This window comes from Klebsiella sp. GG_Kp146 (genome assembly GCF_040061975.1).
GTDB lineage: Bacteria > Pseudomonadota > Gammaproteobacteria > Enterobacterales > Enterobacteriaceae > Klebsiella > Klebsiella quasipneumoniae.
In genome coordinates, this window is the sequence record NZ_JBEAHA010000004.1 from 1 (window position 1) to 24,482 (window position 24,482).

At 61.8% G+C, this 24,482-nt stretch carries 17 protein-coding genes; 12 read left to right on the forward strand and 5 right to left on the reverse strand.

Translation table 11 applies throughout. The features are described 5' to 3' along the window. Nucleotides 1-168: 168 nt before the first annotated feature. The 4 genes from asmA to alkA all read right to left on the reverse strand — a co-directional run bounded on the left by asmA (nucleotide 169) and on the right by alkA (nucleotide 4,323). A complete protein-coding gene (gene asmA, locus ABLU95_RS06085) occupies nucleotides 169-2,016 on the reverse strand; it encodes an outer membrane assembly protein AsmA (RefSeq protein ID WP_101995039.1) in 1,848 nt (615 codons plus the stop codon). A 30-nt stretch (nucleotides 2,017-2,046) separates the two neighbouring features. Then, entirely contained in the window at nucleotides 2,047-2,628 is a 582-nt protein-coding gene (dcd, locus tag ABLU95_RS06090; protein WP_004151145.1) for a dCTP deaminase, read from the reverse strand. Nucleotides 2,629-2,718: 90 nt separating this feature from the next. Beyond that, nucleotides 2,719-3,360 carry a uridine kinase gene (udk, locus tag ABLU95_RS06095; protein WP_002912442.1) on the reverse strand — a complete coding sequence of 214 codons (642 nt, stop codon included), beginning with the start codon at nucleotides 3,358-3,360 and terminating at the stop codon, nucleotides 2,719-2,721. A gap of 114 nt (nucleotides 3,361-3,474) precedes the next feature. Next, nucleotides 3,475-4,323 (reverse strand): DNA-3-methyladenine glycosylase 2, encoded by an 849-nt coding sequence (gene alkA / locus ABLU95_RS06100; protein WP_101862010.1) that lies wholly within the window; start codon nucleotides 4,321-4,323, stop codon nucleotides 3,475-3,477. Nucleotides 4,324-4,460: 137 nt separating this feature from the next. Between alkA and yegD the strand changes: the two genes are divergently transcribed. The 5 genes from yegD to ABLU95_RS06125 all read left to right on the forward strand — a co-directional run bounded on the left by yegD (nucleotide 4,461) and on the right by ABLU95_RS06125 (nucleotide 9,784). After that, complete coding sequence (gene yegD / locus ABLU95_RS06105) at nucleotides 4,461-5,813, forward strand: molecular chaperone (protein ID WP_348879050.1); 1,353 nt, start codon at nucleotides 4,461-4,463, stop codon at nucleotides 5,811-5,813. Between the two features lie 289 nt (nucleotides 5,814-6,102). Continuing rightward, the gene (locus ABLU95_RS06110) at nucleotides 6,103-7,959 is read left to right on the forward strand and encodes a sensor histidine kinase (RefSeq protein ID WP_348879137.1); all 1,857 of its coding nucleotides are present in this window, start codon (nucleotides 6,103-6,105) and stop codon (nucleotides 7,957-7,959) included. 14 nt (nucleotides 7,960-7,973) lie between these two features. Then, nucleotides 7,974-8,678: a response regulator transcription factor gene (locus ABLU95_RS06115; RefSeq protein WP_172740243.1), complete on the forward strand. Its 705-nt coding sequence runs from the start codon at nucleotides 7,974-7,976 to the stop codon at nucleotides 8,676-8,678. A 237-nt stretch (nucleotides 8,679-8,915) separates the two neighbouring features. Then, nucleotides 8,916-9,056 (forward strand): small membrane protein, encoded by a 141-nt coding sequence (locus ABLU95_RS06120; RefSeq protein WP_004146563.1) that lies wholly within the window; start codon nucleotides 8,916-8,918, stop codon nucleotides 9,054-9,056. 116 nt (nucleotides 9,057-9,172) lie between these two features. After that, nucleotides 9,173-9,784 (forward strand): transcriptional regulator, encoded by a 612-nt coding sequence (locus ABLU95_RS06125; RefSeq protein WP_086076041.1) that lies wholly within the window; start codon nucleotides 9,173-9,175, stop codon nucleotides 9,782-9,784. Nucleotides 9,785-10,058: 274 nt separating this feature from the next. Here the strand turns inward: ABLU95_RS06125 and ABLU95_RS06130 are convergent, their stop codons facing one another. Beyond that, entirely contained in the window at nucleotides 10,059-11,333 is a 1,275-nt protein-coding gene (locus ABLU95_RS06130) for a dicarboxylate/amino acid:cation symporter (RefSeq protein ID WP_032453470.1), read from the reverse strand. A 300-nt stretch (nucleotides 11,334-11,633) separates the two neighbouring features. Here ABLU95_RS06130 and ABLU95_RS06135 point away from each other — a divergent pair, with 300 nt between their 5' ends. The 7 genes from ABLU95_RS06135 (at nucleotide 11,634) to yegQ (ending at nucleotide 24,383) form a co-directional block, all read left to right on the forward strand. Further along, complete coding sequence (locus tag ABLU95_RS06135) at nucleotides 11,634-12,872, forward strand: MdtA/MuxA family multidrug efflux RND transporter periplasmic adaptor subunit (RefSeq protein WP_348879051.1); 1,239 nt, start codon at nucleotides 11,634-11,636, stop codon at nucleotides 12,870-12,872. Further along, the gene (locus ABLU95_RS06140; protein ID WP_348879052.1) at nucleotides 12,872-15,994 is read left to right on the forward strand and encodes an MdtB/MuxB family multidrug efflux RND transporter permease subunit; all 3,123 of its coding nucleotides are present in this window, start codon (nucleotides 12,872-12,874) and stop codon (nucleotides 15,992-15,994) included. Before ABLU95_RS06135 ends, ABLU95_RS06140 begins: the two co-directional genes overlap by 1 nt. Continuing rightward, nucleotides 15,995-19,072, forward strand: coding sequence for a multidrug efflux RND transporter permease subunit MdtC (mdtC, locus tag ABLU95_RS06145; RefSeq protein WP_032453476.1), 3,078 nt, complete (start codon nucleotides 15,995-15,997; stop codon nucleotides 19,070-19,072). 1 nt (nucleotide 19,073) lies between these two features. Further along, nucleotides 19,074-20,489 (forward strand): MFS transporter, encoded by a 1,416-nt coding sequence (locus ABLU95_RS06150; RefSeq protein ID WP_348879054.1) that lies wholly within the window; start codon nucleotides 19,074-19,076, stop codon nucleotides 20,487-20,489. Beyond that, nucleotides 20,486-21,982, forward strand: coding sequence for a two-component system sensor histidine kinase BaeS (gene baeS / locus ABLU95_RS06155; protein ID WP_348879055.1), 1,497 nt, complete (start codon nucleotides 20,486-20,488; stop codon nucleotides 21,980-21,982). Before ABLU95_RS06150 ends, baeS begins: the two co-directional genes overlap by 4 nt. Next, entirely contained in the window at nucleotides 21,979-22,701 is a 723-nt protein-coding gene (gene baeR, locus ABLU95_RS06160; protein ID WP_023290397.1) for a two-component system response regulator BaeR, read from the forward strand. Before baeS ends, baeR begins: the two co-directional genes overlap by 4 nt. 320 nt (nucleotides 22,702-23,021) lie before the next feature. Further along, entirely contained in the window at nucleotides 23,022-24,383 is a 1,362-nt protein-coding gene (gene yegQ / locus ABLU95_RS06165) for a tRNA 5-hydroxyuridine modification protein YegQ (RefSeq protein ID WP_032428934.1), read from the forward strand. The last annotated feature ends 99 nt before the right edge of the window (nucleotides 24,384-24,482 follow it).

A 24,482-nucleotide genomic window follows, 5' to 3' on the forward strand; every position in this document is an offset into this window, starting at 1 on the left:
GATGGCGCTTCGCTTATCAGGCCTACGGGATGGCGACACAAACCGGGGGATTACCCCCGCCGCACAACCCAGGCCGGGTCAGGCGTAGCCGCCGCCCGGCATCAACGAGACATCACACCTGGACGACATGCTCACAGCCCGGTAGTCCCGGGCTGCTGGTCTGGACGATTACAGCTTATCGAGCAGCTTTTTAGCGTCTTTGCTCTCTTTGCTGCCTTTATTACGTTCGACCCAGTCGTTGAGGCGCTGCTTCGCTTCATCCTGCAGCTGTTTACGCAGGATCTGGTCCACCTGCAGGCTGTAGCTCAGCGACTGCCAGTCGCCGTAGATGCGCAGCGGGATGGCGGTCTGCTTCAGGCGGTCGATAAGCTTGCCCTCGCCTTTCCAGCCGCCGAGCACGCGCACGTTAAAGCGCATATCGCAGTTCTCTTTCTGCAGATCGAGCTGTCCTTCGCCGGTCATTGCCATCACGTCGGACTGCCCCTGCACGCGGTTCAGCGTCACCAGCCCGTTATCCAGCGTCAGCTGGCTGCTCACGGCATCCAGCCGGGTGGCGTTGTCGTAATTTTCCTGCGCCCGCACGTTGGTGCTGCGCTCCACGGCCTGCTGCACCAGCTGCTGGAAGTTAAGCCCTTCGGTACGGGTATCCGTCATCTGGATCTGCGCCTGGCCCTGCCAGCGACGGCGGAAATCATCCGCGTCAATGCGCGCTCCGGAAAACTCGCCGGTCAGCGACAGCTTGCCGGTCAGGCTTAAGGAATAGTTGAAGGCTTTGATCAGCGAACCGATCTCCACGTTCTGCAGCGCCGGCTGGAACGTCGCCTGCGGCGTGTCGCCGCGGGCATCAAGGGTGCCGGGGAGGGAAAGCTGGCCTCCGTCGAGGTTGCCCTGCATTTTGCTGACCGTCAGCAGCCCCTGCTGATTGCTGATCTCGCTTTGCACCTGGGTGAAGTTCAGGCCGCGCCACTGCAGCTGGTCGGCGCTCAGGGCCATCCGGCCGGTAAAGCCGCGCAGGCTCTGGTAATCTTCGCGCTCATCGCTGTCGGCGATCACCGGACGCAGCGGGCGCGTCTGGCTCTGGCCCTGCTGGCTGGCGCTGCTGTCGGTCGCCGGCGAAGAGGACGCCAGCAGACTGTCGAGATTCAGGGTGGTGGCGTGCAGATCCAATGACCAGTCCGGGCGCTCTCCCAGCACCACGCTGCCGTTGCCGGTGAGGGTGCTGCCGCTGGCCATCAGGTTCAGATTATCAAAGCGCAGGGTCTTGCTATCTTCCTGCCAGCTGGCCTGCAGACTCCCCTGACCATTGATGCCGTCGGGGGGCAGCTCAGCGCCGCGCAGCTGCCAGCTGAGCTGGCTAAAGTCGGCTTTTAACGAATGCGGATAGTCGCCGCCCTGCACGGTGGCGGAGAAGTTCAGCGCCAGGTCGCGCTGGTCGCGGTTGACGCGGCCGGAGAAATCGACGGTGGCCCGGTGGTTCTCATCCTGCTCCATCTGCAGGCGGATATCGCGCACCGTCACCTGCTCGCCGTTTTCATGCTGGAAGAAGAGCACGCTGTCGGCCACCTGCAGCTGGCGCACGTCGTAGGACCATCCGCGGTCCTCCGGGGCCAGCGGCAGGGTGTTGTCATGCGGCACCACTGGCGCGGCGCTGTCGCGAACCGCCTCGGTTTTCGGGGTCAGCTGGATCACCGCCCCCTTGAGCATCACCTGCTTCACCTGCAGCTGATGCGAAAGCAGCGGCAGCAGCGCCACGTCGAGGCGCATGTTGTCGGCGCGGATCACCGGCTCTTCAGCGCCTCTGGCGGTCAGCGTCATGCGCCCGCTGAGAATGCTGAGCTGCGGCCAGACGTGCCAGCGCAGCGGGCCATCGAGTTCAAGCTGATAACCGCTGCGCTCTGCCACCTCATGCACCATATAGGCGCGAAAATCGTTGGGATTGACCAGCAATACCAACGAGGTAAGCCCGGCGACAATGACCGCCAGCAGGATCATCAGCGTTGTCAGTATTCGTCTCATGGCACCCTCAGCAACACCCCGTTGACGTTATCAATCCTTGTCGATTCGGCTCGCCACCGCGCCCTGCTGGTCGCGATATTTGGCGTCTTCACGGCGGTTATATGGCCGGGCCGCCGGGCCCGATAATGGTTCAAAGCTCAGCGCGCCGATGGGCATCCCCGGGCGCAGCGCCAGCGGCAGCTTGCCGGAGTTGTAGAATTCCAGCACGATGCAGCCGGACCAGCCCGGGTCGATGCGGTGCGCGGTCACGTGCACCATCAGCCCCAGGCGCGCCAGCGAGGAGCGCCCGTCAAGCCAGCCCACCAGGTCGGCAGGCAGGGTGACCGACTCATAGGTCACCGCCAGCGCCAGTTCGCCCGGGTGCAGGAAAAAGGCCTCCCCTTCCGGCAGAACGATCTCTTCGCTCATCACGCGGTCCAGCGCGGCGCTCACCTCGGCCTTCGGGCCGCTTAAATCGATAAACGGCGCGGTGTGGCCGCGGAAGGTGCGGAATTTATTACCCAGCCGTACATCAACCGTCGCGCCATTAATACGCTCAACGGGCGGGCGCGGATTGATGGCCAGTCGCCCTTCATCCAACCAGGCTTCGATATCTCGGTCACACAGACGCATGGGCTTTCTCCTTATAAGGCTGCTTCCCGCACGCTTCGCGGCGGAGAGGGCAACAGGGCTACTCTTTGCACGTTACACAATTCGGCCAGGTTATTCAAAGAACTGACTGATTTTGGCCTTCAGAATATCAATCGCGATGCGGTTTTTGCCGCCGCGCGGCACGATGATGTCGGCATACTGCTTCGACGGCTCAATAAACTGCAGGAACATCGGGCGCACGGTCTTCTGATACTGGGCCATCACCGAGTCCATGGAGCGGCCGCGCTCGTTAACGTCGCGCTTAATGCGGCGCATCAGGCAAATATCGAGCGGGGTGTCGACGAAAATAGAGAAGTTGAGCTCGTTACGCAGGCGCGCATCGGTCAGCAGCAGGATCCCTTCAAGAATAATCACCTTCTTCGGCTCGACGTGAATGGTGTTCGGCGTGCGGGTATGCTCGACGTAGCTGTAGACCGGCAGTTCAATCGGCTGGCCGCTTTTCAGCATCTGCAGGTGCTGGAACAACAGACTGTGGTCCATTGAGCTCGGGTGGTCATAGTTAGTTTTGACGCGCTCTTCCATCGACAGATGACTTTGATCTTTGTAATAGCTGTCTTCCGGAATGACGCCAATATGTTCGTCGCCAACTTGTTCACGCAATTCGCGATAGAGAGTACTGGCAATAAGACTTTTGCCAGAAGCCGATGCGCCGGCGATGCCTACAATGACGCACTGATGGGACATATCAGTCATAAATTTTTGCGACCTGATTAACCTGGATAGAGATGGAGGGTGGCGGCGGACCGCCAAACGCGGCAATTATAGGGATTTCAGCGCCCCGATACCAGTGGTATGCGCCCCGGACGGCTATTCCGCCGCCGGCGCCCAGTCATCGGTATACCAGATATGCAACAGCGCATAAGATCGCATCGGCTGCCAGCGGCGAGCATAGCGGGCGATGGCGGCCGGGGTCATTCCCGGAAAGCGCTGTTTAATCAGGTAGTCGTCCGGCAAAAAGATATCCTTCGCCTGCCAGCCGCGCAGGGCAAAATAACTGGCCGTCCAGCGGCCAATCCCGGGCAAAGTCTGCAATTCACGCAGCCCGGCGTCGATATCCGCCGGCGCGGTCAGGGGCAGCTCGCCGCTGAGCGCCGCCCGGGCAAGGTGGATCAGCGCCTCCGCGCGGCGAAGCGGCATCCCCAGCGCCTTCAGCGCCTGCGGATCGGCCCGGGAAAGCGCCTCCGGCGTTGGGAATAAAACATAGCCGGGGGCATCCGCCAGCGGTTCGCCCCAGCCGGCCGCCACTTTGGCGGTGAGCCGGGCGGCCATCGCCACGCTCACCAGCTGGCCGAGCACCGCGCGCACCGCCTGTTCGAAAGCGTCCAGCGCCCCGGGCAGGCGCAGCCCCGGCCGCGCCTGCGCCAGGTCGCCCAGCGTACGAGCGACCTGCTGCGGGTCGCAGGCCAGATCAAACAGCTGGCCAATTCGCGCATAGCAGATCTCCGCCACCGGCTGCAGCCCCGGGGAGAGCGTCACCCGCAGCCCCTGCGCCTCCTCGTCCGGCGCCAGATGAATCAGCCCGCCGTGGCCTGCTACGCGAAAGCTGCGGCTGTAGCCTCCGTCATGAAAACGCTCGACGCCGGCGACTGCGCGCGCCTGCAGAAAACCAACCATCCACCCCCAGTCGTAGGGCGGGGTCCAGGGTAACAACACCATAAGTTCTCCTTTATATAGCGTTTCAATGATAGTCGCCCTACACCGTCAGCGCCTTGCTTTTAAATTCCGGTTGTCGGCATGACGGCGATCCGCTAAAGTCGCCCCCCTTCTTCACCGGCATGGGGATTTTGCAGACGATGTTTATTGGTTTTGACTACGGCACCGCCAACTGTTCGGTGGCCGTGATGCGGGAAAACAAGCCCCAGCTGTTGACGCTGGAAAACGGCAGCGCGCTGCTGCCCTCCATGCTCTGCGCGCCGACGCGCGAAGCGGTCAGCGAGTGGCTCTATCGCCATCACGAGGTGCCGACCCACAGCGACGAAAACCAGGCGCTGCTGCGCCGGGCCATCGCCGCCAACCGCGACGAAGACATCGAGGTGCTGCGCAACAGCGTGCAGTTCGGCCTCGCCTCCCTGCATCAGTATGTTGAAGATCCGGAAGAGGTCTACTTCGTCAAATCGCCAAAGTCCTTCCTCGGCGCCAGCGGCCTCAAGCCGCAGCAGGTGGCCCTGTTTGAAGACCTGGTCTGCGCCATGATGTTGCACATCAAGCTGCAGGCGGAAAGCCAGCTGCCCGAGCAGATCGACCAGGCGGTGATAGGCCGGCCGATCAACTTCCAGGGCCTCGGCGGCGACGAAGCCAACGCCCAGGCGCAGGGGATCCTTGAGCGGGCCGCCCTTCGCGCCGGTTTCCGCGATGTGGTCTTCCAGTTTGAACCGGTGGCCGCCGGGCTGGATTTCGAAGCCACCCTCAGTGAAGAGAAGCGGGTGCTGGTCGTCGATATCGGCGGCGGGACCACCGACTGCTCCCTGCTGCTGATGGGCCCGCAGTGGCGGGAGCGCGCCGACCGCCAGCAGAGCCTGCTCGGCCACAGCGGCTGCCGCATCGGCGGTAACGACCTCGATATTGCCCTGGCCTTCAAATGCCTGATGCCCCTGCTCGGCATGGGCGGCGAAACGGAGAAAGGCACCGCGCTGCCGATCCTCCCGTGGTGGAACGCGGTGGCGATCAACGACGTCCCAGCGCAGAGCGACTTCTACAGCACCGCCAACGGCCGGCTGCTTAACGACCTGCTGCGCAGCGCCCGGGATGCCGATAAAGTGGCCCTGCTGCTGAAGGTCTGGCGTCAGCGCCTGAGCTATCGTCTGGTGCGCAGCGCCGAAGAGAGCAAAATCGCCCTCTCCAGCGCGGACAGCGTCGAGACTGCACTGCCGTTTATTCAGGACGAGCTGGCCACCGCCATCGCCCGGCAGGGGCTGGAAGCGGCGCTGGATCAGCCGCTGAGCCGCATTATGGAACAGGTGCAGCTTGTCCTCGACAGCAGCCAGACCACCCCGGACGTGATCTATCTGACCGGCGGTAGCGCCCGCTCACCGCTGATCAAAAAGGCGCTGGCAGCCAAGCTCCCGGGTATTCCGCTGGCCGGTGGCGATGATTTTGGCTCAGTAACCGCCGGGCTGGCCCGCTGGGCGCAGGTGGTTTTCCGCTAGCCCTTGCCCGGCGCTGCCGCGCAGCAGGTCTGTCCTGATCGCGGCGCTGCAGATTACGCTGGAATATTCCTGGTCTCCCACGCAAAATGGCCTGTTCGTCCGGACAGGCCTGTCCACTTTCCTCCGCTTCCGGGGGCGTATTATCCATACCGTAGCCAGTCGTCTGCGGTCAGTAATCTTTGCATGCCGCAAGGGGGCGTGATTGAAAAGGGTGTCTGCGATCTTCGCAGCGGTCCGGCGTTGCCGGCCGCGGTTCCTGGCAGGCTGGCTGGTCAGCTGCGGATTGCTCTTGCTGCTGATCGCCCCGCAGGCGCAGTCGGCGCCCCGACAACTGGGAACAGATATCCCCGTCGAATGGTACGCGGACGACAGCGGCCAGATGACCATCGATCGCTTTGCCGACCTGCCCGTGGACCAGCTCGCCACCACCCGGCAAATCCCCTCCTTCGGCTATTCACGCAAAACCCTGTGGCTGCGCAGCGAGCTGCCGGGTGATTGGTTTGCCGGCGAGTCGCGCTGGCTGCAGATTGGTCCCTCTTTCGTCGACCACCTGACTCTCTATTACCGGCCACTGGGCAGCGACGCGCCGTGGACCGCGCGGACCTTTGGCGACCGTGACCTGGCCCGGGAGAGCGATCTCCACTATCGGGAAAGCGTGCTGATCCTCCCTCCGCCGCCCACCGCCGCCGGCTATGAGATAGTCTTTCGCCTGCAGAGCACCAGCACCCTGATCCTGCTGGCCTCCCTCTCTTCTCCGCAGGCCTATCTGCAGCGGGCCACCGCCGACACCGCCTTCTGGAGCTTCTATTTTGGCCTGGCGGCGGTCGCCAGCGGCGTGGCGCTATGGCTGGCCCTGGCCCTGCGCCGGCGTCTGCTGTGGGGCATCTGCTTCTTCTCGCTCAATTATCCGCTGGTGGCCGCCCTGCACGGCTTCCCGGAGTGGTTCTTCGGCCACGCCGCGCTGCCCTTCCAGGACTTTATGATCAGCAGCCTCTCCCTGTTCAGCTATGCCACCGCCCTGTGGCTGCACAGCGAGATATTTGATTTGAAGAAAAATATGCCGCGGCTTTACCGGCTGCTGATCGCCGCCGTGGCGCTCAACCTGCTGCTGCAGGTCAGCATTCCGCTGGGGTTTTACGGCCTCGCCATGCAGATTGAAGGGGTGATCTTTATCATTATCACTCCGGTGCTGCTGTTCACCTCCTGGTGGCTGTGGCGCAAAAAAGCTATCGACCGCAACACTCTCCTGCTGGGGCTCCTGCCGCCGTTCTATGTCGCCGCCGCGGTGCTGGTGCAGCTGTCGATCCACGGTATTATCCCGTTTCATATGGCGATCTATTCCCTCTGGCAGTATGCGCTGATCGTCCACATCATTACGGTGCTGATCATTGCCATCCTGCGGGTACGGGCTGAAAACCGCCAGCTGGAGCAGAAGCAGCGCCTGGCGCGCGAGCTGCAGATCGAGCGTGAGGCCAGCTTCCACCAGCGGCAGTTTATGGGCATGGTGGCGCATGAATTCCGCACCCCGCTGGCGGTGATCCAGGCCGCGCTGGAGAATCTCCGCCTCTCGGCGGCGTCGGCCAGCCAGGAGGCGCGCTTCGATCGCATCGGCCGCGCCGCCACCCGTCTGGTGCAGCTCACCGATAACTGCCTCGCCGACGCCCGGCTCGCTTCCCACGATCTGCACGTCGACCGCCAGCAGACCGCCCTGCTGACGGTGATCACTATGGCGGCCTCGGTAGTGGCTATCTCTCACGACCATTACCTGAACATTCGCCATCACGGCGCGGTGGAAAGTCCGCAGCTACAGGCCGACGCCGGCCTGCTGTGCATCGCCATCGCCAACCTGCTGGATAACGCGGTCAAGTATTCGCCGCCGGGCGAAATCACCATCGATATTCACGCCGATGCCGGGCAAACAGAGCTGCGCATTCGCGACTACGGTCCTGGCCTCCCCGCCGGGCAGGCGGAACTGATCTTTGAGCGCTACCGACGCGGGGAACATACGTCACCAGTGCCGGGCGGCACCGGTCTCGGACTGTATGTTGCGCGCCAGATCGTGCAGGCTCATGATGGCAAACTGTGGCTGGCCGAGCATGGCCCGGACGGCTGCACCTTTATTCTCACCCTCCCCACGGTTGCTTAAGAGGAGAACGACGCATGGCTTTACGGCTGGCGATAATAGAAGATAACCCCGATCTGCTGGATGAACTGCTGGCCTGGCTGGGCTATCGCGGCTTCGAGGTCTGGGGGACGTGCAGCGCCGAAGCCTTCTGGCGGCAGCTGCACAGCCATCCGGTGGACATCGTGCTGATTGATATCGGTCTGCCCGGCGAGGATGGCTTCAGCGTGCTGAGCTACCTGCACGAGCTGGGGCACTACGGTCTGGTGGTGGTCAGCGCCCGCGGCCAGCAGCAGGATAAACTGCAGGCGCTGAGCCTCGGGGCCGATGCCTATCTGATCAAGCCGGTTAACTTCGCCCACCTCGCGGAGACCCTGACCGCCCTCGGCGCCCGCCTGCAACAGGATCGCCCGGCGGCCTCCCCGTCGCCGGAGACGGCCAGCGCCGTCTCTCCCCCCGCCACCGGGCTGTGGCGTCTGAACGAAGATAAACTGATCTCACCCGACGCCCGGACGCTGGAGTTAACCCAGCAGGAATATCGCCTGGTGGAGCTCTTAATGCGCAATCGCAACGAAGTGTGCAGCAAGCTGGATCTCCATGCCTGCCTGTTCGCCCATGAAAGCGAGCCTGACCTGCACCGCATCGACGTGGTGGTTAGCCGCCTGCGCCACAAGGCTCGCCAGCAGGGGATCCACCTGCCCGTACGCGCCATCTTTGGTAAGGGGCTGGCCTTTATTTCCTGATGGACGGGGTATGTCGGCGGCCATGCTGGATATGAATGACTCGCAAGTGTTAATTTTTCTCATTTTCTGAGAGAAATGAGAGGAATGAGACTGACGATAACCTTAAGAACTTTCTTATAGTGCTACTACATAAGGATGATGTCGTATGATTTTCATTGGACAGAAAAGCATATAACAAAACGTATTAGCCGTTCGCGGCAAATTCTGACACCATGCAACACAAACAAGGTATAAACAATGGCCATGCAAACGTGGTTAGTTTTATTGCTATGCATTTTTTTCTTCAGCATCTCTGTATACAGTTTTATTTCCTATCTGAAAGACAGGAGACGGCAGAAATTTACCTTCAACGATAAGCGTTCAATGCGTCGTAAATAATTCACTGTAGAATAATAAAAACATATTGTAGGCACTTTAATACAGTCAACACACCGCATACGCCCGGAGGATGTGTCACAGCATGGCGTTATGTTTTTGCGTAAGGAAATAACGCCATGAGAAACATTAATGTCACCATCAATACCCGTAACACCTTTGTCCGTGAATCGCTGGTCGCCATGGTCAATGACCTCACCCGGGGCGATCAGCGGGCGCGCTTTTCCTGGCGGAATAATGACCTGTCAGGGGAAGACATCATCATTTGCGAAGTGATCCCCGGCGAAATCTACCTGTGCAATACGCTGATTAAAAACAGGAAAAAAGGCAGTTCGCTGATTATCCTCCACAGCTACGACCAGCTGCCGGAAGAGGATTTCATGATTAACTGCCTGAAAGGGGTCATTTTTGTCTCGCTAAAGACGGCCAGTATTCCGCAACTGCTGACGATTATTAAAAGCGAGCTCCAGCATTGTATGACGCCTTCGGCCACCGACGACGCAGGCCGGGAGCTCAGCTGCGCCAGCTGCCCGCATCGCGTGCTGTCGCGCTCCCAGACCGCCGTGGTGCACGGTATTCTCGAAGGTCTCGATATGAGTAAAATCGCCGCCCTGCAGCGCGTCAGCCCCCGCACCGCCGCTTATCATAAGAATAAGATTATGGAAAAATACAGCCTGAATAATAACCACGACTTTTTCCAGTTTATGAATCTGTTACGTGAGCGCTGGTAGGCAAATAGCGTGCAGAAGAAAATAAGATTTTCACCTGACTATATTGTCGGAAATCTGAAAATAGCCGCTGAATGCTAAAAAAGCGCCAGCGCTGCCAGACATAACGTTAAACTCTGACGCTTCCTCGGTATAAAGACGTTACCGCGCGCCTTTATATAAGAAAAAAGACTATTTACGAGGAAAACTGATACTTCGTCACATTGCCCCTGACGTGCCTGTCAGGGGTCTTTTTTTCCATGTGGAATGGCGCCCTCTGCGCGAGGGCGCGGCAGGATCAGGCTTCCACTTTCTCCGCTTCCCAGTCCGGCTGCGCTTCCTCGTCGGTGAGCAGACCTTCGTTTTTCGACAGCATGGCGGTGGCGATGCCGTTGCCCAGCACGTTGATGGCGGAGCGCCCCATATCGAGGAAGTGGTCGATGCCCATCAGCAGCAGGATCCCGGCAACCGGAATATGGAAGCTGGGAATGGTGGCCGCCAGCACCACCAGCGCCGAGCGCGGCACCCCGGCGATGCCTTTTGAGGCCAGCATCAGGGTCAGCATCATGACCGTCATCTCGCTGAAGCTCAGCGACACGTTATAGGCCTGAGCGATAAACATCGCGGCGAAGGAGCAGTAAACCATCGAGCCGACGAGGTTAAATGAGTAACCAATCGGCAGGACGAACGAGACGATATTGCGCGAACAGCCAAACTTCACCAGCCGCTCGAGGGTCTTCGGATAGGCCGCTTCCGAGCTGCTGGTGGTAAAGGCCACCAGCACCGGATCTTTCAGCATGTTCAGCAGGCGGAAGACCTCTTTCTTGAGCACCATATAGCCGACGGCAATCAGCACCGCGCTGGTCAGCAGCACCGCCAGGTAATAACCGCCAATGAACGACGCGTAGTTGAGCAAAATTCCCAGCCCCTGCGAGGCAATCACCGACGAGATGGCGGCGAAGATGGCCAGCGGCGCAACGTACATCACATAGCCCGTCACCTTCAGCATAATGTGCGACACCACGTTAAGAGCCGCCACCAGCGGCGCATTAAACTTCTCCCCCAGCGACGCGCCGGCGATGCCAAAGAACATCGAGAACACCACGATCTGCAGGATCTCGTTGTTGGCCATCGCCTCGGTGATGCTGGTGGGTATGGTATGCGACAGGAACCCTTTCAGGGTCATGCCGCTGACCGCCAGGCCGGTATCCACGGCCTCTTTCGGCACCGTCAGGTTTAGCCCGGCGCCCGGGTGCTGGAAGGTGACGATCACCAGCCCGACGAGAATGGATAATACCGAAGAGGTGATAAACCACACCATCGCCTTACCGCCCACCCGGCCAATGGTCGCCGTCTCGCCGAGGCGCATAATACCGACCGTCAGGGTGCTGAACACCAACGGCGCGATGACCATTTTGATTAAGCGCAGAAACAGATCGGTCAGCAGCGTGATGTTGTCTGCCCATGCGGAGATGGTGGTCGGCGTCGCGTAGGCATGGATAGCCGCGCCGGAGAGGATCCCCATCAGCATAAAAATGACGATGAAGAGCGTGAGTTTGTTTGCGTTTGCCACAGCAATGACCCCTGATTATTCAACACGTTGATTTTTAAGTGCATATTTTATTATTATGGAAATGCACTGATTTATTCACCGCATAAATCTAATTAAAGCCCTTGCGGATACAACTATTTTTTACTTTTTTAAACTAAAAGTTGATATCACCCCGGAAATCGGCGGCGAGACCGCCCGCCATCGCCGCCGTTATCCAGACATTTCTCAACCTTCTTTTCATAATTCCTCCATTTTTACGGCCCCTTCCCTCACTAAACTAGTATCATTCAGCGAAACGCTTCAGGATGAGACCGTAAACTAATGAAAGGCAGTAACATACGTCGTTGGGGCGCCGCGCTGGCGGTAGTGATTATCGCCGGGACCGCCTACTGGTTCTGGCACGATCGTGGAACGAGCGGCAGCGGGACGCCCGCCGCCGGGCAGGGTCCGCAGGGGCCGGGCGGCGCGCGCCATGGTCGCTTTGGCGGCGCGCTGGCGCCGGTGCAGGCCGCCACCGCGACCGAACAAGCGGTGCCGCGCTATCTTACCGGACTGGGTACCGTGACGGCGGCCAATACCGTCACCGTCCGCAGCCGGGTCGACGGCCAGCTGCTGAGCCTTCACTTCCAGGAGGGGCAGCAGGTCAAAGCCGGCGATCTGCTGGCGCAGATCGACCCCAGCCAGTTTAAGGTGGCCCTCGCCCAGGCGCAGGGTCAGCTGGCGAAAGATAACGCCACCCTGGCCAACGCCCGCCGCGATCTGGCCCGTTACCAGCAGCTGGTGAAAACCAACCTCGTCTCCCGCCAGGAGCTCGACACCCAGCAGTCGCTGGTGGTGGAATCCGCCGGCACCGTGAAGGCCGATGAAGCGGCCGTCGCCAGCGCCCAGTTGCAGCTCGACTGGACGCGCATCACCGCGCCGATTGACGGCCGCGTCGGCTTAAAGCAGGTGGATATTGGCAACCAGATTTCCAGCGGGGATACCACCGGGATTGTGGTTCTCACCCAGACGCACCCGATCGACGTGGTCTTTACCCTGCCGGAAAGCACCATCGCCACGGTGGTGCAGGCGCAGAAAGCGGGCAAAGCGCTCAGCGTCGAAGCCTGGGACCGCACCAATAAGCAGAAAATCAGCGTCGGGGAGCTGCAGAGCCTCGACAACCAGATCGATGCGACCACCGGGACCATCAAGCTGAAGGCGCGCTTTAGCAATCTGGACGACGCCCTGTTCCCCAACCAGTTCGTTAACGCCCGCCTGCTGGTGGATACCCAGCAGAACGCGGTGGTGATCCCTGCCGCCGCCCTGCAGATGGGCAACGAAGGGCATTTTGTATGGGTGCTGAACGATGAGAATAAGGTCAGCAAACACAGCGTCACTCCGGGGATTCAGGACAGCCAGAAAGTGGTCATCAGCGCCGGGCTTTCCGCCGGGGATCGCGTGGTCACCGACGGGATTGACCGCCTGACCGAAGGGGCGAAAGTGGAAGTTGTCACCGCCAGCAGCGGCGAGCAGGCGCAGCCCGCCCCGCGCCAGAGCGGTAAACACGGAGCGCGTTCCTGATGCAGGTGTTACCTCCAGGCCGCACCGGCGGCCCGTCCCGGCTATTTATTATGCGTCCGGTGGCCACCACGCTGCTGATGGTGGCGATCCTGCTGGCCGGGATCATCGGCTACCGTTTTCTGCCGGTCTCCGCCCTGCCGGAGGTCGATTACCCGACCATCCAGGTGGTCACCCTCTATCCGGGCGCCAGCCCGGACGTGGTGACCTCCGCCATCACCGCCCCGCTGGAGCGCCAGTTCGGCCAGATGTCCGGCCTTAAGCAGATGTCCTCCCAAAGCTCCGGCGGCGCCTCGGTCGTCACGCTCCAGTTCCAGCTGACCCTGCCGCTGGACGTCGCCGAGCAGGAAGTGCAGGCGGCCATTAACGCCGCCACCAACCTGCTGCCGAGCGATCTGCCCAACCCGCCGGTCTACAGCAAGGTTAACCCGGCGGATCCGCCGATCATGACCCTCGCCGTCACCTCCTCGGCCATTCCGATGACCCAGGTGGAGGATATGGTGGAGACCCGGGTGGCGCAGAAGATTTCTCAGGTTTCCGGCGTCGGTCTGGTGACCCTCGCCGGCGGCCAGCGCCCGGCGGTGCGGGTCAAGCTGAACGCCCAGGCCATCGCCGCCCTCGGCCTGACCAGCGAAACCGTGCGCACCGCCATCACCAGCGCCAACGTTAACTCCGCGAAAGGCAGCCTCGACGGCCCGGCCCGCGCGGTGACGCTTTCCGCTAACGATCAGATGCAGTCGGCGGAAGATTACCGCCGGCTGATTATCGCTTATCAGAACGGGGCGCCGATCCGCCTTGGCGACGTCGCCAGCGTCGAACAAGGCGCAGAGAACAGCTGGCTGGGGGCGTGGGCCAACCAGCAGCGGGCCATCGTGATGAATGTCCAGCGTCAGCCGGGGGCCAACATTATCGACACCGCCGACAGCATTCGCCAGATGCTGCCGCAGCTCACCGAGAGCCTGCCAAAATCGGTGAAGGTGCAGGTTCTTTCCGACCGGACCACCAATATTCGCGCCTCGGTGCGCGACACGCAGTTTGAGCTGATGCTGGCCATCGCCCTGGTGGTGATGATCATCTATCTGTTCCTGCGCAACGTCCCGGCGACCATTATTCCCGGCGTCGCGGTGCCGCTGTCGCTGGTGGGCACCTTCGCGGTGATGGTGTTCCTCGACTTCTCCATCAACAACCTGACGCTGATGGCCCTCACCATCGCCACCGGCTTTGTGGTGGATGACGCCATCGTGGTGATCGAGAACATCTCGCGCTATATCGAAAAAGGCGAGAAACCGCTGGCCGCCGCGCTGAAAGGCGCAGGGGAAATTGGTTTCACCATTATCTCCCTCACCTTCTCGCTGATCGCGGTGCTGATCCCGCTGCTGTTTATGGGCGATATCGTCGGCCGCCTGTTCCGCGAATTCGCCGTCACCCTCGCCGTCGCTATCCTGATCTCGGCGGTGGTCTCCCTGACCCTGACGCCGATGATGTGCGCCCGCATGTTAAGCCACGAATCGCTGCGCAAGCAGAACCGCTTCTCGCGGGCCAGCGAGCGCTTCTTTGACCGGGTGATCGCCGTCTATGGCCGCTGGCTGAGCCGGGTGCTGAACCATCCGTGGCTGACGCTCGGCGTCGCCCTGAGCACCCTGGCGCTGTCGATCCTGCTGTGGATCTTTATTCCCAAAGGCTTCTTCCCGATCCAGGATAACGGCATTATCCAGGGCACCCTACAGGCGCCGCAGTCGGTCTCCTTTGCCAGCATGGCCCAGCGCCAGCAGCAGGTTTCCGACATTATCCTCAAGGATCCGGCGGTGGAGAGCCTGACCTCGTTCGTCGGCGTCGACGGCACCAACCCGGCGCTGAACAGCGCCCGCCTGCAGATCAACCTCAAGCCGCTGGATGAACGCGACGACCGCGTTCAGACGGTGATTAGCCGTCTGCAGCAGGCGGTGGCCGGCGTCCCAGGCGTGGCGCTCTATCTGCAGCCGACCCAGGATCTGACCATCGACACCACGGTGAGCCGCACCCAGTACCAGTTCACACTGCAGGCGAACTCTCTCGAGGCGCTGAGCACCTGGGTGCCGCCGCTGCTCAGCCGCCTGCAGGCTCAGCCGCAGCTGGCCGACGTCAGCAGCGACTGGCAGGACAAAGGCCTGGCCGCCTACATCAAGGTGGACCGGGACAGCGCCAGCCGCCTCGGTATCTCGATGGCGGACGTCGATAACGCGCTGTACAACGCCTTCGGCCAGCGGCTGATCTCCACCATTTACACCCAGGCGAATCAGTATCGCGTGGTGCTTGAGCAGGATACCGAAGCGACGCCGGGCCTGGCGGCGCTGGATAATATCCGCCTGACCAGCAGCGACGGCGGCATTGTGCCGCTGACCGCCATCGCCACGGTGGAGCAGCGCTTTACCCCGCTGTCGGTGAACCACCTCGATCAGTTCCCGGTGACCACCATCTCGTTTAACGTGCCGGACAGCTATTCGCTCGGCGAAGCGGTGGAGGCGATCCTCGCCGCCGAACAGTCGCTGGATTTCCCGACCGATATCCGCACTCAGTTCCAGGGCAGCTCGCTGGCCTTCCAGTCGGCGCTGGGCAGCACCGTCTGGCTGGTCGTGGCCGCGGTGGTGGCGATGTATATCGTGCTGGGGGTGCTGTATGAGAGCTTTATCCATCCGATCACCATTCTCTCCACCCTGCCCACCGCCGGGGTCGGGGCGCTGCTGGCGCTGTGGCTGGCGGGCAGCGAGCTGGACGTGATCGCCATCATCGGCATTATTCTGCTGATCGGCATCGTGAAGAAGAACGCCATCATGATGATCGACTTCGCGCTGGCCGCCGAGCGCGAGCAGGGTATGCCGCCGCGGGAGGCGATCTATCAGGCCTGTCTGCTGCGTTTTCGCCCGATCCTGATGACCACCCTCGCCGCCCTGCTCGGCGCCCTGCCGCTGATGCTGAGCACCGGCGTCGGCGCCGAGCTGCGGCGTCCGCTGGGGATCGGCATGGTCGGCGGTCTGATGCTCAGCCAGGTGCTGACCCTGTTCACCACCCCGGTGATCTACCTGCTGTTCGACCGCCTGTCGCTGCATCTGAAGCGTCGCTTCCCGCGTCAGGAAGAGGAGGCGTAAGTGAAGTTTTTCGCCCTCTTCATTTACCGCCCGGTGGCGACGATCCTCATCTCGCTGGCCATCACCCTGTGCGGCATTCTCGGCTTCCGGCTGCTGCCGGTGGCCCCGCTGCCGCAGGTGGATTTCCCGGTGATCATGGTCAGCGCCTCGCTGCCGGGGGCCTCGCCGGAGACCATGGCTTCGTCGGTGGCCACCCCGCTGGAGCGCTCCCTGGGGCGGATTGCCGGGGTCAATGAGATGACCTCCTCCAGCTCGCTCGGCAGCACCCGCATCATTCTCGAGTTTAACTTCGACCGCGATATCAACGGCGCGGCGCGCGACGTGCAGGCGGCGATCAACGCCGCGCAAAGCCTGCTGCCGAGCGGGATGCCGAGCCGGCCGACCTACCGCAAAGCCAACCCGTCGGATGCGCCCATCATGATCCTGACGCTGACCTCGGACACCTACTCCCAGGGTGAGCTGTATGATTTCGCCTCCACCCAGCTGGCGCAGACCATCGCGCAGATCGACGGCGTCGGCGATGTCGACGTCGGCGGCAGCTCCCTGCCGGCGGTGCGCGTCGATCTCAATCCGCAGGCGCTGTTCAACCAGGGCGTGTCGCTGGACGCGGTGCGCACCGCCATCAGCGACGCTAACGTACGCAAACCGCAGGGGGCGCTGGAGGACAGCGCCCACCGCTGGCAGGTGCAGACCAACGATGAGCTGAAGACCGCCGCCGACTATCAGCCGCTGATCGTCCACTACCAGAACGGCGCCGCGGTGCGGCTGGGGGATGTCGCCACCGTCTCGGATTCGGTGCAGGATGTGCGCAACGCCGGGATGACCAACGCCAAACCGGCGATCCTGCTGATGATCCGCAAACTGCCGGAAGCCAATATCATCCAGACAGTGGACAGCATCCGCGCCCGCCTGCCGGAGCTGCAGCAGACCATTCCGGCGGCCATCGATCTGCAGATCGCCCAGGACCGCTCGCCGACTATTCGCGCCTCGCTGGAGGAGGTGGAGCAGACGCTGGTGATCTCGGTGGCGCTGGTGATCCTGGTGGTCTTCCTCTTCCTGCGATCCGGGCGCGCGACGCTGATCCCGGCGGTGGCGGTTCCGGTTTCGCTGATCGGTACCTTCGCCGCCATGTACCTGTGCGGCTTCAGCCTTAACAACCTGTCGCTGATGGCGCTGACCATTGCCACCGGCTTCGTGGTCGATGACGCCATCGTGGTGCTGGAAAATATCTCCCGCCATCTGGAGGCGGGGATGAAACCGCTGCAGGCGGCGCTGCAGGGGAGCCGCGAGGTCGGCTTTACCGTCCTGTCGATGAGCCTGTCGCTGGTGGCGGTGTTTTTGCCGCTGCTGCTGATGGGCGGCCTGCCCGGCCGCCTGCTGCGCGAGTTCGCCGTCACCCTGTCGGTGGCGATCGGCATCTCGCTGGCGGTCTCCCTTACCCTGACGCCGATGATGTGCGGCTGGCTGCTGAAAAGCGGCAAACCCCACCAGCCGACGCGCAACCGCGGCTTTGGCCGCCTGCTGGTGGCCATGCAGGGTGGCTATGGTAAGTCGTTAAAATGGGTGCTGAAGCACAGCCGCCTGACCGGCCTGGTGGTGCTGGGCACCATCGCCCTCAGCGTCTGGCTCTATATCTCGATCCCGAAAACCTTCTTCCCGGAGCAGGACACCGGGGTGCTGATGGGCGGCATTCAGGCCGACCAGAGCATCTCCTTCCAGGCGATGCGCGGCAAGCTGCAGGACTTTATGCAGATCATTCGCGAAGATCCGGCGGTGGATAACGTCACCGGGTTTACCGGCGGCTCGCGGGTCAACAGCGGGATGATGTTTATCACCCTCAAGCCGCGCGACCAGCGCCACGAGACGGCGCAGCAGGTGATCGACCGGCTGCGCAAAAAGCTGGCCAACGAGCCCGGGGCCAATCTGTTCCTGATGGCGGTGCAGGATATCCGCGTCGGCGGCCGGCAGTCGAACGCCAGCTATCAGTACACCCTGCTGTCCGATGACCTGTCGGCGCTGCGCGAGTGGGAGCCGAAGATCCGCAAAGCGCTGGCGGCGCTGCCTGAGCTGGCGGACGTCAACTCGGATCAGCAGGACAATGGCGCCGAAATGGACCTCGTCTATGACCGGGATACCATGTCGCGCCTTGGCATCAGCGTTCAGGACGCCAACAACCTGCTGAACAACGCCTTCGGCCAGCGGCAGATCTCCACCATCTACCAGCCGCTGAACCAGTATAAAGTGGTGATGCAGGTCGACCCGGCCTATACCCAGGACGTCAGCGCCCTGGATAAGATGTTTGTCATCAACAGCGAGGGCAAGCCGATCCCGCTGGCCTACTTCGCCAAATGGCAGCCAGCCAACGCCCCGCTGTCGGTGAACCACCAGGGGCTGTCGGCGGCGTCCACTATCTCCTTTAACCTGCCCACCGGCCGCTCGCTGTCAGAAGCCAGCGAGGCGATTAACCGCGCGATGACCCAGCTCGGGGTGCCGTCCACCGTACGCGGCTCCTTTGCCGGTACCGCTCAGGTGTTCCAGCAGACCATGAACGCGCAGGTGATCCTGATCCTCGCGGCCATCGCCACGGTCTATATCGTGCTGGGGATGCTCTACGAGAGCTATGTGCATCCGCTGACCATCCTTTCGACGCTGCCCTCCGCCGGGGTGGGCGCGCTGCTGGCGCTGGAGATATTCGATGCCCCGTTCAGCCTCATCGCCCTTATCGGGATCATGTTATTAATTGGCATCGTGAAGAAAAACGCCATCATGATGGTTGATTTTGCCCTTGAGGCGCAGCGCACCGGCAACCTGACGCCGGAAGAGGCGATTTTCCAGGCCTGCCTGCTGCGTTTCCGGCCGATTATGATGACCACCCTCGCCGCGCTGTTCGGCGCCCTGCCGCTGGTGCTCTCCGGCGGCGACGGCTCCGAGCTGCGCCAGCCGCTGGGGATCACCATCGTCGGCGGTCTGGTGATGAGCCAGCTGTTAACGCTCTACACCACGCCGGTGGTCTATCTTTTCTTTGACCGTTTGCGGCTGCGTTTTTCGCGTCATTCCACTCAACCGGTAAGCGAATAAGATGACAGACCTCCCGGCCAGCGTGCGCTGGCAGCTATGGATAGTGGCGTTCGGCTTCTTTATGCAGTCGCTGGACACCACCATCGTCAACACCGCCCTCCCCTCGATGGCCAAAAGCCTCGGGGAGAGTCCGCTGCATATGCATATGATCATCGTCTCCTATGTCCTGACGGTGGCGGTGATGCTCCCGGCCAGCGGCTGGCTGGCTGACCGGGTCGGGGTGCGCAATATTTTCTTTACCGCCATCGTGCTGTTTACCGCCGGATCGCTGTTTTGCGCCCAGGCCAGTACCCTCGACCAGCTGGTAATGGCCCGGGTGCTGCAGGGGGTCGGCGGCGCAATGATGGTGCCGGTCGGCCGCCTGACGGTAATGAAGATCGTCCCGCGCGATCAGTACATGGCGGCGATGACCTTCGTTACCCTGCCGGGGCAGGTCGGCCCCCTGCTCGGCCCGGCGCTGGGCGGGGTGCTGGTGGAGTACGCCTCCTGGCACTGGATCTTCCTCATTAACATTCCGGTGGGGATCGTCGGGGCCATCGCCACCCTCTGCCTGATGCCCAACTACACCATGCAGACCCGGCGCTTCGATCTCGCCGGCTTTGTGCTGCTGGCGGCCGGGATGGCGACCCTGACCCTGGCCCTGGACGGCCAGAAAGGGCTCGGCATTTCCCCCGCCTGGCTGGCGGGACTGGTGGCCATCGGCCTCGCCGCCCTGCTGCTGTACCTGTGGCATGCCCGCGGTAACGCCCGGGCGCTGTTCAGCCTCAACCTGTTTCGCAACCGCACCTTCTCCCTTGGCCTCGGCGGCAGCTTCGCCGCGCGCATCGGCAGCGGCATGCTGCCGTTTATGACCCCGGTGTTTCTGCAGATCGGCCTCGGCTTTAGCCCCTTCCACGCCGGGCTGATGATGATCCCGATGGTGCTCGGCAGCATGGGGATGAAGCGGATCGTGGTCCAGGTGGTCAACCGCTTCGGCTATCGTCGGGTGCTGGTCGCCAGCACTCTGGGGCTGGCGGCGGTCAGCCTGCTGTTTATGTTTAGCGCCCTGGCGGGCTGGTATTACGTGCTGCCGCTGATCCTGTTTCTGCAGGGGATGATCAACGCCAGCCGCTTCTCCTCGATGAATACCCTGACCCTGAAAGATCTCCCCGACGATCTGGCCAGCAGCGGCAACAGTCTGCTGTCGATGGTGATGCAGTTGTCGATGAGTATTGGCGTGACCATCGCCGGGCTGCTGCTGGGGCTGTACGGCCAGCAGCATATGAGCCTCGACGCCGCCAGCACCCATCAGGTCTTTCTCTATACCTATCTGAGCATGGCGGCGATCATCGCCCTGCCAGCGCTCATCTTTTCCCGGGTACCGGATGACGTCGGCAGCAATACCGTCATCCGTCGACGCAACAGGAGTGGATCGTGAAATTTTGGCGCCCGGGCATTACCGGCAAGCTGTTCCTCGCTATTTTCGCCACCTGCATCGTGCTGCTGATCAGCATGCACTGGGCGGTGCGCATCAGTTTCGAACGCGGGTTTATCGATTACATCAAGCGCGGCAATGAGCAGCGGTTAACCATGCTCAGCGACGCGCTGAGCGAGCAGTATGCCCAGCACGGCAGCTGGGCGTTTCTGCGCAACAACGACCGCTTTATCTTCCAGCTGCTGCGCACCTTCGAACGGGATAATGACGACCGCTCGCCGCCGGGGCACGCCATGAAGCCGGGGGCGATGGACGCGCCGGACGCCGGTCCGGACGGGCCGCCGCCGGATGGCCCCCCTGACGGCCCGCGCCCGAGGCCGGAAATGCCGCCCCACGGCTGGCGCACCATGTTCTGGGTGGTCGATCAGTCTGGCCGCGTGCTGGTTGGCCCCCGCGAGCGCGTGCCGGAGGACGGCAGCCAGCGCAGCATTATGGTCAACGGCGTGGAGGTAGGCAGAGTGATCGCCTCGCCGGTGGAAAGGCTAACCCGCAATACCGACATTAACTTCGACCGGCAGCAGAAGCGCACCAGCTGGCTGATCGTTGCCCTTGCCACCCTGCTTGCCGCGCTGGCCACCTTCCCGCTGGCCCGCGGCCTGCTGGCGCCGGTGAAGCGGCTGGTGGAAGGCACCCATAAGCTGGCGGCGGGCGACTTTTCCACCCGCGTGACGGTGACCGGCGGCGATGAGCTCGGCCGCCTGGCGCAGGATTTTAACCAGCTCGCCAGCACCCTGGAGCGCAACCAGCAGATGCGTCGCGATCTGATGGCCGACATCTCCCATGAACTGCGTACCCCGCTGGCGGTGCTGCGCGGCGAACTGGAGGCGATTCAGGACGGGGTCCGGCGCTTCACTCCTGAGTCCATTCCCTCCCTGCAGGCCGAGGTCGCCACCCTCACCAAGCTGGTGGACGACCTTCACCAGCTGTCGATGTCCGATGAGGGCGCGCTGGCCTACCAGAAAACCTCGCTGGATATCATCACCCTGCTGGAGGTGGCCGCAGGCGCGTTTCGCGAGCGCTTCGCCGGCCGGCAGCTGAGCATTCAGGTGTCGCTCCCGGAGCAGGCAATGATCTTCGGCGACCGCGACCGCCTGATGCAGCTCTTCAACAATCTGCTGGAGAACAGCCTGCGCTATACCGACAGCGGCGGCAGCCTGCACATTACCGCCCGCCGCAGCGGACGGATGCTGGTGATCGACTTCGCCGACAGCGCCCCCGGGGTCAGCAATGAGCAGCTGGCCCGCCTGTGCGAACGCTTTTATCGGGCGGAAGGATCGCGCAACCGCGCCAGCGGCGGCTCTGGCCTCGGGCTGGCGATTTGCCTCAATATCGTAGCGGCCCACGGCGGCGCCCTGCGCGCCGACCATTCGCCTTTTGGCGGGGTTAGCATTAAAGTTGAGTTACCTCTGGAACATGATTTACCGAGAGACGTATGACTGAATTGCCTGTAGATGAAAACACCCCGCGCATTCTGATCGTGGAAGATGAACCCAAGCTCGGCCAGCTGCTGATTGATTATCTGCAGGCCGCCGGCTATGCGCCTACGCTGATTAACCATGGCGACAAGGTCCTGCCCTACGTTCGGCAGACCCCGCCGGACCTGATCCTGCTGGATCTGATGCTGCCCGGCACCGACGGCCTGACGCTGTGCCGGGAAATCCGCCGCTTCTCCGACGTTCCGGTGGTGATGGTGACGGCGAAAATCGAAGAGATCGACCGCCTGCTGGGGCTGGAGATCGGCGCCGACGACTATATCTGCAAGCCCTACAGCCCGCGGGAAGTGGTCGCCCGGGTGAAAACCATCCTCCGCCGCTGCAAGCCGCAGCGCGACCTGCAGGCGCTGGACGCCCAAAGCCCGCTGATTGTCGACGAGGGGCGTTTTCAGGCCTCATGGCGCGACAAGCTGCTGGACCTCACCCCCGCCGAGTTCCGGCTGCTGAAAACCCTCTCCCAGGAGCCGGGGAAGGTCTTCTCCCGCGAACAGTTGCTCAACCATCTGTATGACGACTATCGGGTAGTGACCGACCGCACCATCGACAGCCACATCAAGAACCTGCGGCGCAAACTGGAGGCGCTGGACGCCGAACAGTCGTTTATCCGCGCCGTATACGGCGTTGGCTATCGCTGGGAAGCGGACGCCTGCCGGCTGGCGTAGTTAGCCTTTTCCCGGCTCGCGCTGCGCTTAGCCGGGCTACACGTTCACCGCCGTCTGCAATCCGTAGCCCGGGTAAGGCGTTTACGCCGCAACCCGGGGGAATTCCATAGAGCCTATCCCACCAGGCGTTATTAGTGCTGTCAGTACGAGCACTGCCCAGGTTCAAAATGGCAAACAAATTAGCCATGCTGAAAGATACCCATCTGATATTTACTCCCCTTCGCCGCGGCGCTACAATGCCCGCCCTTAATGTGGGGACACTCCCCCAACTCGCCGTACCGGGTGCGGCGAATCTGACCTGTCATCAGAACGAGAACACCATGTTTAAACCAGAACTCCTTTCCCCGGCGGGAACGCTGAAGAATATGCGTTACGCTTTCGCCTATGGCGCCGATGCCGTTTATGCCGGCCAGCCGCGCTACTCGCTGCGCGTGCGTAACAACGAATTCAATCACGAAAATCTGCAGCTCGGCATCAATGAAGCCCACGCGCTGGGTAAAAAATTCTATGTGGTGGTCAACATCGCCCCGCATAACGCCAAGCTGAAAACGTTTATTCGCGATCTGAAGCCGGTGGTGGAGATGGGTCCGGACGCGCTGATCATGTCCGATCCGGGTTTAATCATGCTGGTGCGGGAAAACTTTCCGGATATGCCGATCCATCTTTCGGTGCAGGCCAACGCCGTCAACTGGGCGACGGTCAAATTCTGGCAGCAGATGGGGCTGACCCGCGTGATCCTGTCGCGTGAACTGTCGCTGGATGAAATCGAGGAGATCCGCCGCCAGGTGCCGGAGATGGAAATTGAGATTTTCGTCCACGGCGCGCTGTGCATGGCCTACTCCGGCCGCTGCCTGCTCTCCGGGTATATCAACAAGCGCGACCCGAACCAGGGCACCTGCACCAACGCCTGCCGCTGGGAATATAACGTGGCGGAAGGCAAAGAGGACGACGTCGGCAACATCGTCCACAAATATGAGCCGATCCCGGTGCAGACCGTGGAGCCAACCCTCGGCATCGGCGCGCCGACCGATAAAGTCTTTATGATCGAGGAAGCCAAACGTCCGGGCGAGTACATGACCGCCTTCGAGGACGAGCACGGCACCTACATCATGAACTCGAAAGATCTGCGGGCTATCGCCCACGTTGAGCGTCTGACCCAGATGGGCGTTCACTCGCTGAAGATCGAAGGCCGCACCAAATCCTTCTATTACTGCGCGCGCACCGCACAGGTTTACCGCAAGGCGATCGACGACGCTGCCGCCGGCAAACCGTTCGATACCAGCCTGCTGGAAACGCTGGAAGGGCTGGCCCATCGCGGGTACACCGAAGGCTTCCTGCGCCGCCATACCCATGACGATTATCAGAACTACGAGTACGGCTACTCCCTCTCCGAGCGCCAGCAGTTTGTCGGCGAATTTACCGGGGAGCGTAACGGCCCGCTGGCGGCAGTGGCGGTCAAAAATAAGTTCAGCGTTGGCGACAGTCTGGAACTGATGACCCCGCAGGGTAACGTCAACTTCACCCTCGAGCAGATGGAAAATGGCAAAGGCGAAGCCATGCCAGTGGCCCCGGGCGACGGCTATACCGTATGGTTGCCTGTGCCGGATGACCTGCCGCTGCAGTATGCGCTGCTGATGCGCAACTTTACTGGTCAGACAACCAGAAATCCGCACGGTAACTAGTTAATTTGCGTTATTTTTTCACGATGTAAGGATATTAGAATCGGATCACATACCGTTTCGATCGAAACAGGTATCATCCATTTCGCTGAAAAACATAAC